This window comes from Sulfuriferula plumbiphila (assembly GCF_009938015.1).
GTDB classification, from domain to species: domain Bacteria; phylum Pseudomonadota; class Gammaproteobacteria; order Burkholderiales; family Sulfuriferulaceae; genus Sulfuriferula; species Sulfuriferula plumbiphila.
On sequence record NZ_AP021884.1, the window covers coordinates 2,120,382 to 2,135,170 of the forward strand.

Annotated in this window: 14 protein-coding genes; 8 read left to right on the plus strand and 6 right to left on the minus strand. The window is 57.0% G+C overall.

All coding sequences use genetic code 11. The features are described from left to right. Positions 1 to 24: 24 nt before the first annotated feature. The 6 genes from GZH91_RS11005 to GZH91_RS18090 form a co-directional block, all read right to left on the minus strand. Positions 25 to 1,290 (minus strand): ATP-binding cassette domain-containing protein, encoded by a 1,266-nt coding sequence (locus GZH91_RS11005; protein WP_161984252.1) that lies wholly within the window; start codon positions 1,288 to 1,290, stop codon positions 25 to 27. Between the two features lie 30 nt (positions 1,291 to 1,320). Next, positions 1,321 to 2,136: an ABC transporter permease gene (locus tag GZH91_RS11010; protein ID WP_147075057.1), complete on the minus strand. Its 816-nt coding sequence runs from the start codon at positions 2,134 to 2,136 to the stop codon at positions 1,321 to 1,323. Beyond that, the gene (locus tag GZH91_RS11015; protein ID WP_198415297.1) at positions 2,133 to 3,008 is read right to left on the minus strand and encodes an ABC transporter permease; all 876 of its coding nucleotides are present in this window, start codon (positions 3,006 to 3,008) and stop codon (positions 2,133 to 2,135) included. The genes GZH91_RS11010 and GZH91_RS11015 overlap by 4 nt, the downstream gene beginning before the upstream one ends. 230 nt (positions 3,009 to 3,238) lie before the next feature. Next, positions 3,239 to 4,561 carry an ABC transporter substrate-binding protein gene (locus GZH91_RS11020; protein ID WP_147075058.1) on the minus strand — a complete coding sequence of 441 codons (1,323 nt, stop codon included), beginning with the start codon at positions 4,559 to 4,561 and terminating at the stop codon, positions 3,239 to 3,241. Between the two features lie 73 nt (positions 4,562 to 4,634). Beyond that, a complete protein-coding gene (locus GZH91_RS11025) occupies positions 4,635 to 5,489 on the minus strand; it encodes a 3-methyl-2-oxobutanoate hydroxymethyltransferase (RefSeq protein ID WP_147075059.1) in 855 nt (284 codons plus the stop codon). Positions 5,490 to 5,588: 99 nt separating this feature from the next. Continuing rightward, entirely contained in the window at positions 5,589 to 5,765 is a 177-nt protein-coding gene (locus GZH91_RS18090; RefSeq protein WP_223264653.1) for a hypothetical protein, read from the minus strand. 50 nt (positions 5,766 to 5,815) lie between these two features. Here GZH91_RS18090 and GZH91_RS11035 point away from each other — a divergent pair, with 50 nt between their 5' ends. The 8 genes from GZH91_RS11035 to fdhD all read left to right on the plus strand — a co-directional run bounded on the left by GZH91_RS11035 (position 5,816) and on the right by fdhD (position 14,784). Then, complete coding sequence (locus GZH91_RS11035; RefSeq protein WP_161984253.1) at positions 5,816 to 6,178, plus strand: hypothetical protein; 363 nt, start codon at positions 5,816 to 5,818, stop codon at positions 6,176 to 6,178. A 769-nt stretch (positions 6,179 to 6,947) separates the two neighbouring features. Continuing rightward, the gene (gene purU, locus GZH91_RS11040; protein ID WP_147075061.1) at positions 6,948 to 7,811 is read left to right on the plus strand and encodes a formyltetrahydrofolate deformylase; all 864 of its coding nucleotides are present in this window, start codon (positions 6,948 to 6,950) and stop codon (positions 7,809 to 7,811) included. Positions 7,812 to 7,837: 26 nt separating this feature from the next. Then, on the plus strand, positions 7,838 to 8,788 hold the full coding sequence (gene folD, locus GZH91_RS11045) for a bifunctional methylenetetrahydrofolate dehydrogenase/methenyltetrahydrofolate cyclohydrolase FolD (RefSeq protein WP_147075062.1): 951 nt from the start codon (positions 7,838 to 7,840) through the stop codon (positions 8,786 to 8,788). Positions 8,789 to 8,834: 46 nt separating this feature from the next. Continuing rightward, on the plus strand, positions 8,835 to 9,134 hold the full coding sequence (locus GZH91_RS11050; RefSeq protein ID WP_161984254.1) for a tunnelling fold family protein: 300 nt from the start codon (positions 8,835 to 8,837) through the stop codon (positions 9,132 to 9,134). Further along, entirely contained in the window at positions 9,131 to 9,571 is a 441-nt protein-coding gene (locus GZH91_RS11055; protein WP_147075123.1) for a formate dehydrogenase subunit gamma, read from the plus strand. The genes GZH91_RS11050 and GZH91_RS11055 overlap by 4 nt, the downstream gene beginning before the upstream one ends. Continuing rightward, positions 9,568 to 11,130 carry a formate dehydrogenase beta subunit gene (locus tag GZH91_RS11060; protein WP_147075117.1) on the plus strand — a complete coding sequence of 521 codons (1,563 nt, stop codon included), beginning with the start codon at positions 9,568 to 9,570 and terminating at the stop codon, positions 11,128 to 11,130. The genes GZH91_RS11055 and GZH91_RS11060 overlap by 4 nt, the downstream gene beginning before the upstream one ends. Further along, positions 11,127 to 13,976, plus strand: a complete 2,850-nt coding sequence (gene fdhF, locus GZH91_RS11065; protein ID WP_147075118.1) for a formate dehydrogenase subunit alpha — start codon at positions 11,127 to 11,129, stop codon at positions 13,974 to 13,976. The genes GZH91_RS11060 and fdhF overlap by 4 nt, the downstream gene beginning before the upstream one ends. Beyond that, the gene (gene fdhD / locus GZH91_RS11070; protein ID WP_147075119.1) at positions 13,963 to 14,784 is read left to right on the plus strand and encodes a formate dehydrogenase accessory sulfurtransferase FdhD; all 822 of its coding nucleotides are present in this window, start codon (positions 13,963 to 13,965) and stop codon (positions 14,782 to 14,784) included. Before fdhF ends, fdhD begins: the two co-directional genes overlap by 14 nt. Positions 14,785 to 14,789 lie beyond the last annotated feature (5 nt).

A 14,789-nucleotide genomic window follows, 5' to 3' on the forward strand; every position in this document is an offset into this window, starting at 1 on the left:
TCCTTCCAATCAATATCGCCGAAGTTAAGAAAATTCCCGTTCGCCTGAAACGAAGGCCTTTAACGCCTCTTCGTGTACCGCTTCAATCGCCTCTTCTTTCAGACGCAGGAATTCGGGTGAGGTGAGAATCTTATTGCTACGAGGACGTGGCAAATTGATATGGATGGTTTGCTTGATATGTCCAGGCCTGGAGGCCATCACCAGCACCCGATCGGCCAAGTAAATGGCCTCTTCGAGATCATGCGTTATGAACATTACGGTCTTGCGGGATAGATCGTACAATTCGAGCAGTGCGTTGTGGGTCACCGATTTTGTTAGGGCATCCACTCCTCTAAACGGCTCATCAAGCAGGATGACACGCGGGTCGTTCAATAGAGCGCGGATAATTTCCACCCGCCGCCCCATTCCCCCCGAAACGGCACTGGGATAGAGGTTCTCGATACCGCTGAGCCCGACTTTGGCGAGCAATGCGTGCGCCTTGTCCAACGCTTCAACTTTGCTCATTCGGTTTTGCGCTACAGGGCCGCAGATCAAGTTCTCCATGATCGTTGCCCAGGGAAAAAGCGCATTGTTTTGAAAAACCACCATCCGGTCGGGGCCCGGCTTCGGCCGGCTACCAGGACGGTTAACAACTTCACCGTCGAGATAAATCACGCCGCTCGTCAAGGAATCAAAACCAGCGATTCCGTTTAGCAGAGTGGATTTTCCACAACCGGAAGGGCCGACGATGGCGACGAACTCGCCCGGCCTGATTTCAATCGAGCAATCCTCAACCGCTACAACGGCTTTGCCGAAGGGATCGTATACCTTGCCTGCATTGCGAATCGAAATCCATCCGGCACTACCAGCAACTTTGTACTCATGTCCCGCGTAGGCGCGTGACAATGTATACAACAATTCACTTCCACCGTGGGCATGTGCTTTACATAGGTTTTGAAACCATTGCCCGTCAATCGCAAGCACCTTGGTGGGTTTTTCACAGTGGGCGCTGATAACCCGTTCCGGCAGACCCTGAACGATTGCCGCAAAACCAAATAATTGGCCGGCCGTGCTTGCCTGCGGCATAACCGAAAACTGCTCTTCGGCTGCCTGTACCTCCGGGTGTCCCACCTGCCCTTCTACCAGAATATAAAAATCGTCGGCCTGATCTTTTCTGGAGAAGATAAACGAGTTTTTCGGGTAGTCCTGCTCGCGCGCGTGCTCCGCCACAGAACTCAAGAGATCAAGTTGGGCGCCACTCAAGAAGGAATTCAAGCGCAACAGCCTTAATTTTTCAGCGTGGGTTAGCATCGCTTCCTCCTGCATCTATTTTTGGAGCCATTATTTTTTGAGCCATGGCATCACCCGTCGCCCAAACCATGACACCATCAGGCTCGATACAATGCCGGCAATCCCGATGGAAAGCATCCCCACGAGAATGCCAACCATTGAGTGGCTCATGTAAGCGTTCCAGGTCAGATAACCCAAACCATTGTCCCCGGAAGCCATTTCCGCAGCGATTACCACTTCCCAAGTGATCGCTACAGCAATCGTAAGTCCGGTGAACAAAGAGGGCAGCGCGCCGGGAACGAGAATTTTCCAGAACAGGGAGCGCTTGCTTGCGCCGAGCGACAATGCCGCCTGAATGTATCTGATATCGATATTGTCAATGCCCGCCAACACATTGATCAGGATAGGGAAAAATGCCCCTAGAAAAGTCAGGTACACCATCGTCATTTCCGAACTCGGCCAGAACAGGATGGAAATCGGCAGCCAGGCTAATGGGGGAATTGGACGAATCACCTCGAACACCGGAAAAACCATATCCTTGAACTTGCGGGACATTCCCATCGGCACACCGATTGTGATCGCCAACACAGCAGCAATGACAAAACCGAAAAACACACGTTTGCTGCTGTTGGTCCAGCTTAGAAGGTAATCAGATTGCCTCATCACGTCCGGCGTTCCCCTGACCACTTCCAGGGGTCCTGGCACAACATGCAGCAGACCGATGCTGCGAGCCACTTGCCAGACCAGCAGGAAGGTCGCGATGCCAAGGACACCTTGCCAGAAATCGATGCTTCTTAGCCTACGTGCCAGTTTATTGCGCCAACTGAACGACGGAACGGCACTTTTCTCTATTGGGTTTGCAATCATGCTGTACCTCGCTCTTTCAGTTGCCACGCCATTAATGCCCGGCCTATCCGCCGAATAATCGCACTTGACGCATATCCCAAGGTTCCCAAGGTAGTCATGGCGATAAAAATATTGGATAACTGGACGTTTTGGTAAGCTTCGAAAATCAGAAATCCTAAGCCTGACTTCCCGGCAATAATTTCACCGCCAACCAATGAAAACCAGGAGACTCCCATAGCGATTTGTAGCCCGGTGAAGATGAACGGCAAAGCGCCTGGCACGACCACTCGAAACAACACCTGCCAGCGGTTGAAACCCAAGCAGGATGCTGCGCGAAAGTAGGTTTCGTTGATCGAAAGGACACCCAGATAGGAGTTGAGGACGGTCGCAAAAAAGCCAGCCAGCATCGTCACGAAGATGACTGGCATTTCTATCCCAGGCATCGTCAGCACGGCAAGCGGAACCCACGCCAATGGCGGAATCGGCCGCAGCAGCTCAACTACAGGAAAGACCATATTTCGAAATGTCCGGTTCCAGCCAAGCAGGAGGCCTAGCGGGACACCCAAGATGACAGCGAGAGCGAATGCCGTATAAACCCGCAAAGTGCTCACAAAAATGTGTTCGTAATAAATCGGCGTGAAGATGGATACGCCATTATCAGGCCTCAGGCTAATCCATTGCTTGAACAAATAGAACGGATTCGGAATGAACTCAAACCTCGGTGGAACATAGAGTTCTGTCAGAACAAACCAAATGCCGAAGAAAAAGCCAATCCCGATGATCCCGCGCATAAACTGCGGGCTCGATATTTTTTTCAGTAACTTGCTTGCGAAGCCGCCCTCCTTTTCTACCCATCCACCAGCCAGCAACAATTCTCGGTCAGCTTCACGCATCTGCTGCTCCGTGAGCGATGATTCCTCCGCCGATGACGGCTGCCGCTTCGGCCCGCGACTTACGGGTAGTGGAAGTAGACCACTTTGAGGAGGCAAGCTTTGCTTCAATGAATCTTGTACCATAAGACTATGCTCCTAATCGGAGGTTAGTGTTCACCCGGTCTCCGTTTCACCCTGCAAGCTTATTGCGGCGGGACATGTCAAATCGGCGCCCCGCCGCCTCACTTTCGTCACTTCTTCAATTCGTCTTTATTGAAAGGATTGTCGGTGGGGAGGCCGCCTTTGATTTCAAAAAGGGCTTTTTTTGGATCGAGGCCTAGCTCGGTGAACGCCTGCGCAACCAGTGTGGGGTCGATGGCGTCAGATGCGAATTTGCCCTGGACCACTTTCATGGATTTCAGGAAGTTGAACACCGAGTTCGCCAGATACACTGCTTGGGGCGTAATGGTCATGACTGCCGTATTGACAATCGGACTACCCCCCGTATTAACCGGCAGTTGCCCGTAGAAGGCTTGCCATATATTTTCTTTTGTAAAATCCGGTAACTCGCGCTTGATCATGTTGACGGTTTCAATCGGATTGTCACGCATGAAATACAATGCCTCGATGTTGGCCTTCAGCCAGCCAATGGCAGCAGGGCGATTCTTTTGAATGAAATCCTGGCGCATGATAACTGTATCTGCATCGAGCAGGTTGTAGTACGCTCCTGACAATGCGTACCGTCCATATCCCAACTTGACTGCGTTGGACGCATTTGGCTCGTAAACGAAAGCTGCATCGATTTTCTTGGCCTGGAGACTTGAGACAATCACCTCCGCTTGGTTAAAAACCCAGTTAACCTCCACCCCAGCCTTCTTTACCATTTCTTGCCCGATACGGTCAGCGCAACTGCCTTTGGGCACCGCTATTGTTTTCCCTTTAAGCCATTGAAAAACTTCCGCCGGACTATTAAAGTTGGGCGCATCGGACCTGACCAGCAGAATGCCGCACATGCGGCTCGCAGAGATCAGATTGAATGCGACGATCTTCAGTGGTGCTATACCGCCTTTGGTCGTTGAGACGATAGACGGGCTGTCGCCCAAATAGGCAATGTTCTGCTTATTGGCAAGCATGTCAGTAATGACCGGCGGCCCCTGCAGATTACGTTTCCATTCGACGGTGCTGCCCTTTGGGAGCCACTTCGGTAACATATTCATCTGCTTCATGACGATCGTATCCCAGGCCCCTGTCCACCCGAGGAATAGATTGACCTTGACGGTCACAGGCGCGCCTGAGGCCGGCGCGGCTTTGGCGGCGATGGTGTCATATTTGGAATTATTGAAGCTCCCCAGGGCATTCGGAGCGGCTTGTTGTGGAGCGGGAGCCGAAAACGTCTTGCCCGCGAAGGTGATCAGCATCACGCCGAAAGCTGCATAACCCAGATAATGCATTCGATGGATCGTTCCAACGCGGGCCTGCGACTTCGGTTCGCATTCGAAACTAGTGATTGCCTTGACTATGATATCGACAAATGAGCTATAACCCTTGCATAATGTGTGCCACATGATCTCCATGCTCCTTTTATAAGGAATTTTATAATGTGGCGGAAATTTTCTTTCGCGCCAACTTTCGCGCCGAGCTGGCACCCTACGTTAACATCTTAAGAAACTTCTCATATTCTTCGGGTGCCATGTGATAGGAATTTTCTGCTAACGGATATGTACCTGCTTGTACCTGACTGCGATACTCCTGCAGCCCTTCTTCAATAAGCGGTCGCACGTCCACAAATCCGCCACGGTTTTTAGGAGTCGGGAAAGCACTGTAACCAACGACATCGCCGCTGATGTGATAGACGCCATCATTGGCCGTGCCGCCACCCAAGGTAATGACGGGCACCGGCACTCTGGCGGTCAGGAATGCCGCAAGCTCGGTCGGCACCTGTTCCAGAATGAACGAGAATACACCTGCGGCGACAAATGCATCCGCAGTCTCTACAATTTTGCGCGCATCTTCGGCAGTACGCCCTTTGACTCCGAATCCAGATTCTTCGGTCCGTCGCGAAGCCTGCATGCCGATGTGCCCCATTACCGGGATTCCCGCCCGCACGATCTCGGCGATATATTCTGCTGTGTGCTTGTTACCTTCGCACTTAACGGCATCTGCTCCTCCCTCGGACACCATCCGTCCCGCATTCCTTATCGCATCTTCTTTGGAAAGATGGTAAGAAAGATAAGGCAGATGCGCAACGATAAGTCCGTATTTCGCCACACGGCTAACCGCCTGGGTCATGTACAATTGCTCTTCGAATTTGACCGTGGTGGGGTCTTTGTGCCCAAACAACGACATCGGACCGGCGTTGCCAATAATGAGCAAGTCAAAACCTATACGATCCGAAATGGCTGCCATTGGTGAATCGTAAACACCAATCGACGTAATGCGCTCCTTTTTCTGCTTTTTTTGCTGCAAATATTTTAGTGTCACTTTCTTGCGATTTTCGTCCATAGCGTTCTCCTACGTTAGAAATATTAGCTTTGCCGAAGCGGGTAGCGGAATGGCATAGCATGGTTAATGATCAGTCACCCGCTGAATCGGAACTGTCGGCTAGACGACATAAGCTGACATTTTTTTGTCAAAAGGCATCCAGATAGAGCTTCTCGTCGAGCACAGGCAGATCGCGTTGCGCGGCGGTGGCTGGGAATCGAAGCGGGCACTGGCCAGGAGGCGCAGCTCACAGAGCACTTGCGGCGTCATTTCCTGGGCTTCGTCGATGAGCGGCACCGGGGCAACGACTCGATTCGAGATGGCTGAGCCAGCGCCCGCACAACGCCTTGAAGCCGCCCCAGCGATTGGAGGGGCGCAGGGGGACAGCAGGTGTCGCCGAATTCGCGATAGAAATCGGCCAGGTTGCTTTGCGGGTGATTGATGGCGCCAACAGTGATGTCGGGGAGCTTTTTAAGGCGTCCGGCAAGCAGGCGCAAGACGATGCCCTTGCCGCTATCCGGATTGCCGTGGATCATGGCGAAGCCAGCCTCTCGCACGGCCGCGCTGCCGTTGCTGTCAGCCCGGTTCGCCTGGCCGACAGCAACGCCACCGCCAGCGATAAATACACGCGCCGTCCGAGAAAACGCACCGACATGGCCATCGTGCGCTTGCGGCACCGGCTGCAGCAGAAACTGAAACGCGATTCGTAGTCAGCCCGCGCCTCATTTTGGCAACCGCGGGGTTTGCGTGGATAGTCGGCTCGGTGGAAGACGCCGCCACACTGACATTTCCCCGCGCGTTTGCGCAGCCAGATCAATATCCATTCGCAGCAGTAATTGAAAACCCTGGGGTCTTGCAGCAGGATATGGCACACTTTATATGGTGTCTTGTAGTGGTCGAAAAGAGACTCCCCAAAAAGGGCCGTTTGTTCAAGGTTCTTGAGGGGGATCTTCTGCTCCCCATCATGCTACTTGACCAATTGAGTAGCAACCACCATCCATATCCCTGACCGTACTCTAATGGCTAGCAGGGCAAGCGACACCAGACGCGAAGTGCCCATAAACAGTTTTCACAAAGGTGGGCGCTATAGGCAATGCGATTTCTTCTCAAACGCGCTTTTCTCTTTTCCGCTGCAGTCTTTGACCGGATCAACCGAATGTTGATACGGATTCCATCTACTGTGCTACACGCGCGGCATGTCTTGATTGCTGTTTAGGTAAAGCCAGATATCCAGGGCTCATAGTCCCTTAATCTCAAGGAGACTGTCACCCACTCCCAAGCAGCAGTCTGGCTCGCCATGCTACTTGAAGCATCCTGGCTTGTGCATCACCAATGCACCGAGGTAAAAAAAATCTGCATTTGTCAGGTAGCCGACAGTCTCTGATTCTCGAATGACTGACCATTAAACCGGATGATTGCTGAGGACACCTCTTTCAGAGCAAATATCGATAAACGTCGACACTTGAACGGATAACGCCAATGGACCGAAAAACTTTTAATCTGACACTGACATGCAAGAACCGACCCGGTATCGTTGCTGCCATTTCTAACTACATTTTTGAAACTGGTGGTGATATCGAGGACGCACAGCAGTTCGACGATAAAAACTCTGGACATTTCTTCATGCGAGTCACGTTCAGCTGCGAGAAACACGACGCGGACATCGCACGGCTGCGCGCGGGGTTCATGCCTATTGTGGAGCGGTTCGGCTTGACTTGGCACTTGCGCTCTCCGCTCGAACTGCGACGCGTCATGATCATGGTCTCCAAACAAGATCACTGCCTGGTAGACCTTCTGTATCGTTGGCGTATTGGCGAATTGCCGATGATTATCAGCGGGATCGTTTCGAATCATCCGCGTGAAACATATTCGAATGTCGACTTTGGTGGCATACCGTTTCACCATCTTCCAATCGATAACACAACGAAGCTGGCACAGGAGCAGAAACTATGGCACCTAATTTGCGAAACCGGCACAGAAATGGTCGTCCTTGCCCGGTATATGCAGGTACTGTCGGACGATCTGTCGGCAAAGCTGTCCGGCTGGTGCATCAATGTGCATCACTCGTTTCTACCAGGTTTCAAAGGCGCCAAGCCGTATCATCAGGCATATGCTCGCGGTGTCAAACTGATAGGAGCGACTGCGCATTTCATTACAAGCGATCTTGACGAGGGCCCGATCATTGAACAGGACGTAACGAGAGTTTGTCATAGTGATGCGCCCGATGACCTTGTTCGCAAGGGGCGCGACCTAGAGCGCCAGGTACTGGCCCGTGGCCTGCGTTATTACCTCAACGACCGGGTCCTGATAAATGGAACGACGGCCGTCGTCTTTGCAGATTAACTTTTATAGATTCGCCAGGAGACCACATGACCGCACAGATGATTGATGGGGTAAAGATATCGACCGGACTGCTTGGCGATATCGCCCGTGACGTCGATGCATTTATTGCCTTGTTTGGCCGTCCACCCGGCCTTGCGGTAGTACTGGTTGGGGATGATCCAGCCAGCAGTGTTTACGTGCGCAGCAAGGCACAAAAAACCTTGGATGTCGGCATGCGATCTTTCGAACATCGTCTACCTGCAACAACGAGCGAGTCGGCGCTTCTTTCGCTTATTAGCGAACTTAACCGAATGGAGGAAGTGGACGGCATACTGGTGCAATTGCCATTACCCGCTCAGATCGACGAGCGAAGAGTGTTGATGGCAATCGACCCGGAAAAAGATGTCGACGGCTTTCACCCGATGAACGCCGGACTGCTCGCGACCGGTGGGGAGGCACTAATGCCCTGCACTCCACTTGGATGCATGATATTGGCAAGATCCGTTCTTGGTGATCTAACGGGGCTCGAAGCAGTCGTCGTGGGACGCTCAAACATTGTTGGAAAGCCGATGGCACAGCTATTAAGCATGGCAAACGCCACCGTAACAATCGCCCATTCCGGGACGCAAAATATCGCGGGTACATGTCGTCGCGCCGATTTGCTTATCGTCGCGGTCGGGCATCCGGAAATGGTGCGTGGCAACTGGATTAAGCCGGGAGCGGTTGTGATTGATGTGGGCATTAATCGGCTGGCCGCGCCGGAGCTAGGGCCTGGGAAGACACGTCTTGTCGGCGACGTAACCTTTCAAGAGGCAATAAAAGTAGTACGTGCCATCACACCGGTGCCAGGTGGAGTAGGACCAATGACGATAACCTGCCTGCTGCAAAATACCATGCTTGCCGCGCACCGGAGATCTGCTTCCGGAAAACAACCGGAGATCTGCTTCCGGCAGACGCTATCACATAGTCACGATGCGCCGTTCTCGTTACCATCTTGAGCAGGATATCGGTAACTACATTGCCATTGTTCCCAGAGCAGCCCAAATGGGCACACAAGTCATGATCTGGACTATCGAGATTGAGGATACGGAAACCCGATCACGGGTAGGCATCTGGGAGTATGAGCGAGAACCGCAGCCGATACGCACCCGTATTTCAATGCATGCTATTGCACCGGCGTTTCCACAAAAGATCCAGGACTGCCTAAACTACGAACTGGTTTGTCGGTGGATTTCCAATGAGTGGCCCAAGAAGCCGCATACCCTGCTGCTTGAGACCAGATTGCGCAAGCTAATGGATTTTGTCTTCAATTTCGACGCGCGCATCGAAATTGCTTTCCCATGACCGAAGAATCCGCGCGCAGCACCGACCAGGCGGGCCTGATGCCAGCGCTCCACCGGCTGCAGGACCAATTGGGGTACCTCCCTGACCATGCCATAGCGCAACTGGCCCAAGCACACAATGTCTCTCGCGCCGAGGTGATAGGCGTGATCGGCTTCTACCACGACTTCCGCCGCACCCCGCCCGGCCGTCGGCGGCTCCAGGTGTGCCGGGCGGAATCCTGCCAGGCCATGGGCTCCGAGCGCCTGGCTGCCCACATCTGCAGGCAGCTGGGCGTGGACTTCGGTGCCACCACGGCGGATGGTGCGGTCACGTTGGAAGCGGCCTACTGCCTGGGTAACTGCGCCTGCTCACCGGCGATCATGCTGGACGGCAAGCTGTATGGACGGGTCACCGCAGAACGCCTGGATGCCCTGCTGACGGAGGAGCAGCCCGCATGACCCCCCGCATTTTCATTCCTCGCGACTCCGGTGCCGTTTCAGTGGGCGCAGAGGCTGTTGCTCGGGCAATCGTCGCCGCAGCCCAGCACCGAGGCATACTCGTGGACATCGTGCGCAATGGTTCGCGCGGTCTCTACTGGCTGGAACCGCTGGTGGAAGTGGAAGTGGCCGGACAACGTATCGGATATGGTCCGGTTGATCTCAAGGACGTGCCCGGCCTGTTCGAATGCGGTTGGTTGCAGGGGGGGGCCCATGCGCTGTATCTTGGTCCAACCGAAGACATTCCTTATCTGCAGAACCAGGCCAGGCTCACCTTCGCCCGCATCGGCATAACCGATCCCCTGTCCCTGGATGATTATCGTGCCCACGGCGGTCTCATCGGACTGGAGCGTGCTCTGGGCATGAAGGCCGAGGACATCGTCGGCGCGATAGACACAGCGGGACTGCGCGGACGCGGCGGTGCGGGCTTCCCCACTGGCATCAAATGGCGCACGGTCATGAATACTGACGCCACTCAGAAATACATTGTCTGCAATGCCGACGAGGGCGACTCCGGCACCTTCTCCGACCGCATGCTGATGGAGGGCGATCCTTATTGCCTGATTGAGGGCATGATCATCGCTGGCCTGGCAGTGGGCGCGGACACCGGCTACATTTATTTGCGCTCGGAATATCCAGACGCCTGGGATGTATTGGACAACGCCATCATCAGCGCCTGCCGGGAAGGCCTGCTGGGCGATGACGTGATGGGTTCCGGCCGCCGTTTCGAGCTGCATCTGTTCAAGGGTGCCGGCGCTTACGTGTGCGGCGAGGAGACCTCGCTATTGGAGAGCATCGAGGGCAAACGCGGTCTGGTACGCGCCAAGCCGCCGCTGCCCGCACTGAAGGGCCTGTTCGGACGCCCCACGGTGGTGAACAACGTCATCACCCTGGCCAGCGCGCCCTGGATCCTGGCGCATGGCGGTGAGGCCTACAAGGACTACGGATGGGGCCGCTCCCGCGGCACGCTGCCGTTCCAGTTGGCCGGCAATCTCAAGCACACCGGCCTGGTGGAAGTGCCGTTCGGCATCACTCTGAATGAACTGCTGTACGACTACGGGGGCGGCTCAGCCAGCGGCCGGCCACTGCGCGCGGTGCAGGTGGGCGGCCCACTGGGCGCCTATCTGCCCGCATCCCGTTTCGACTTGCCCCTGGACTACGAGGCCTTCGCCGCCGTGGGTGCCTCAGTGGGCCACGGTGGCATCGTGGCCTTCGACGACAGCGTGGACATGGCGAAAATGGCCCGCTACGCCATGGAGTTCTGCGCCATCGAATCCTGCGGCAAATGCACGCCTTGCCGAATCGGCTCCGTGCGCGGGGTAGAACTGCTCGACGGCATGATCGCGAGCCGTCCCCAAGCTGTCAACGACGACACTTTGCTGCGCGATCTTTGTCAAACCATGCTGGAAGGATCGCTTTGCGCCATGGGCGGCATGACCCCCTATCCGGTACTGTCCGCCCTCGATCACTATCCGGAAGACTTCGGCCTGGCGCCGAAACGAGAGGAGACCGCTACATGAGCCTGCATTCCCACAACGACCGGGGCACCCCTGCCCGCACATCCCCCCAGCAAGTCACCTTGCGCATTGATGGCATCCCCGTCACCGTAGCGGCCGGCACTTCGGTCATGCACGCAGCCGCCGAGGCCGGCATCGATATCCCCAAACTCTGCGCCACGGAACAGCTGGAGGCTTTTGGCTCCTGCCGCCTGTGCGTGGTGGAGGTAAAGGACCGGCGCGGATACCCCGCCTCCTGCACGACGCTGGTAGATGAGGGGATGGAGGTCACCACGGAAAGTGACGCCCTGTTCCGCCTGCGCCGGGGTGTGATGGAACTGTATATCTCCGACCACCCGCTGGACTGCCTGACCTGCTCTGCCAACGGCGACTGCGAACTGCAGGACATGGCAGGCCGGGTGGGCTTGAGAGAAGTACGCTACGCCGACGGCCACAACCACCTCTCCGAAAGCGCGGACAACTCCAACCCCTATTTCGCCTATGACCCGTCCAAGTGTATCGTTTGCTCCCGCTGTGTGCGGGCCTGTGACGAAATCCAGGGCACCTTCGCGCTGACCACCACGGAACGCGGTTTCGACAGCCGCATCGCGGCGGCCGGGGGGGACGATTTTCTGTCTTCCGAGTGCGTCTCCTGCGGTGCGTGTGTCGCGGCCTGCCCGACGGCGGCGCTGATGGACAAGTCCGTCATCGCGTTGGGCCAGCCCCAGCGCAGTGTCACGACCACCTGCGCTTACTGCGGCGTGGGCTGTTCACTGAAGGCCGAGCTGCAGGGCGAGAAGGTGATCCGCATGGAGCCGGATACCGCGGGCGGCGCCAATCACGGTCACGCCTGCGTCAAGGGCCGCTTCGCCTGGGGCTACGCCACCCACGCGGATCGCATCACCACACCGATGATCCGCAAATCCATTCGCGGCCCGTGGCGCGAGGTAAGCTGGGAGGAGGCCATTGCCTACACCGCGTCCGAATTCAAGCGTTTGCAAACCCAATACGGCGCGGAATCGATCGGTTCAATCACGTCCTCTCGCTGTACCAACGAGGAAACCTACCTGGTGCAGAAACTGACCCGCACTGCTTTCGGCACGAATAACGTGGATACCTGCGCCCGGGTCTGTCATTCACCCACTGGTTACGGTCTCAAGCAGACCTTGGGCGAGTCCGCGGGTACCCAGGATTTCGATTCGGTGATGGAGGCTGACGTAATCCTGTTGATCGGTGCCAATCCCACCGACGGACATCCGGTGTTCGCCTCGCGCATGAAACAGCGCCTGCGTCAGGGTGCCAAACTGATCGTCGCTGACCCCCGCGCCATCGACTTGGTGGACACCCCGCACGTGCGCGCCGCCCATCACCTGAAACTGCTGCCCGGCACCAACGTGGCCCTGGTCAATGCGCTGGCCCACGTCATTGTCAGCGAGGGATTAGTGGACGAGGCCTTCGTGGCCGGGCGCTGCGAAGCGGAAGCCTTTGCCAAATGGAAGACTTTCATCGCCGATCCGCGCCATGCTCCCGAGGCCACCGAGGCTGTCACCGGCGTGCCGGCCAAGGAGATGCGCGCCGCCGCGCGGCTCTACGCCACCGCTCGCAACGGCGCCATCTATTACGGCCTGGGGGTCACCGAGCACAGCCAGGGCTCCACCATGGTCATGGGCATCGCCAACCTGGCCATGGCCACCGGCAACATCGGCCGGCCCGGCGTGGGTGTGAACCCGTTGCGCGGCCAGAACAACGTGCAAGGCTCGTGTGACATGGGCTCCTTCCCCCACGAGTTGCCGGGCTACCGCCACGTCTCCGACGACCTCACCCGCAAGCTGTTCGAGTCGGCCTGGGGGGTACCGCTCAGCAACGAACCGGGCTTGCGAATCCCAAACATGTTCGACGCCGCCATTGCCGGCAGCTTCAAGGGCCTGTACGTGCAGGGCGAGGACATCGCCCAGTCCGACCCCGACACCCAGCACGTCACTGCCGCCATGGAAGCGCTGGAATGCCTGGTGGTGCAGGATTTATTCCTGAACGAGACGGCCAAGTTCGCCCACGTATTCCTTCCCGGCGCCAGCTTCCTGGAGAAGGACGGCACTTTCACCAACGCCGAGCGGCGCATCTCCCGGATCAGGAAAGTGATGCGTCCTCTGGCCACTTACGCTGACTGGGAGGTGACCCAGATGCTGGCCAACGCTCTGGGCTACCCCATGCACTATGCGCATCCGTCCGAAATCATGGACGAGATCGCCCGGCTGACGCCCACCTTCCACGGCGTGAGCTACGCCAGGCTGGACCGCCTGGGCAGCATCCAGTGGCCCTGCAACGAAGCACATCCCGAGGGCACGCCCACCATGCACGTGGAGGAATTCGTGCGCGGCAAGGGGCGCTTCATACTCACCGAGTACGTGGCCTCTGAAGAGCGCGTCAATCGCCGCTTCCCCCTGCTGCTTACCACGGGGCGCATCCTTTCCCAGTACAACGTGGGTGCCCAGACCCGGCGTACCGCCAACACCGTGTGGCATCCGGAGGACATCCTGGAACTGCACCCGGCAGATGCTGAGGACCGGGGCATCCGGGATGGCGACTGGGTAGGCGTGCAAAGCCGCGCCGGCGAAACCGTGCTGAGAGCGAAAATCAGCGAGCGCATGCAGCCCGGCGTGGTCTACACCACCTTCCACTGGCCCGGTTCCGGGGCCAACGTGGTGACCACCGAGAACTCCGACTGGGCCACTAACTGCCCCGAGTACAAGGTGACCGCGATACAAGTCTCACGGGTGGAGCAACCCTCAACGTGGCAGAAGGAATACGCCCGTTTCAGCGAAGAGCAGTTGGCCCTGCTGCGGCCGGTGTCCGCCCATGCGCCCGTGTGACCTTCCCGAGCCAGCTTTGACCCTGCCTGCAGCCATGCTGGAAGTCGTGGTGCGGGAATCCGGCAGTGAACGCATCGATACCGTGCCGGAAGAAGTGCCGGTGGCCCTGTCTTACAACGGCATCTCTCATGCCGTCATGCTGACCAGCCCCGCGGATCTGGAAGACTTCGGCCTGGGTTTCAGCCTGAGCGAAGGCATCCTGACCCAGCCTTCTGAACTCTACGACCTGGAGCTGGAAGTCAGCGAGCATGGCGTGGTCGTACAAATGCGCGTCTCAGAGGAGCGTTTTGTCGGCCTCAAGGCGCGGCGCAGGACGCTGTCAGGACGTACCGGCTGCGGCCTGTGCGGGATAGAAAGCCTGGATCAGGTGGCTCGCCCACTGGCGCCTTTGGCCGCCGGGCAACCCATGCCCGCCGCGTCCATGCACAACGCACTGCGTCAACTCCAGCTCAACCAGCCTCTGCGTGCCAGCACTGGCGGGGTTCATGCCGCAGCCTGGGCGGACCGGGCGGGCAACCTGCTGGCGGTACGCGAGGACGTAGGACGCCACAACGCCCTGGACAAACTCATCGGCGCAATGATCCACATGGACGCAGATCCGCGACAAGGCTTTGCGCTGGTAACCAGCCGGGCCAGTTTCGAAATGGTGCAGAAGGCCGCCAGTGTCGGTATCCCCCTACTCGCAGCAGTTTCCGCGCCAACCGGCTACGCCATACGCCTGGCCCGGGAAACGGGGCTAACCCTGGCCGGATTCGTGCGTTCTGACCGCCACATCCTCTACGCGCATCCCGAGCGCATCACGGAATGAACCCG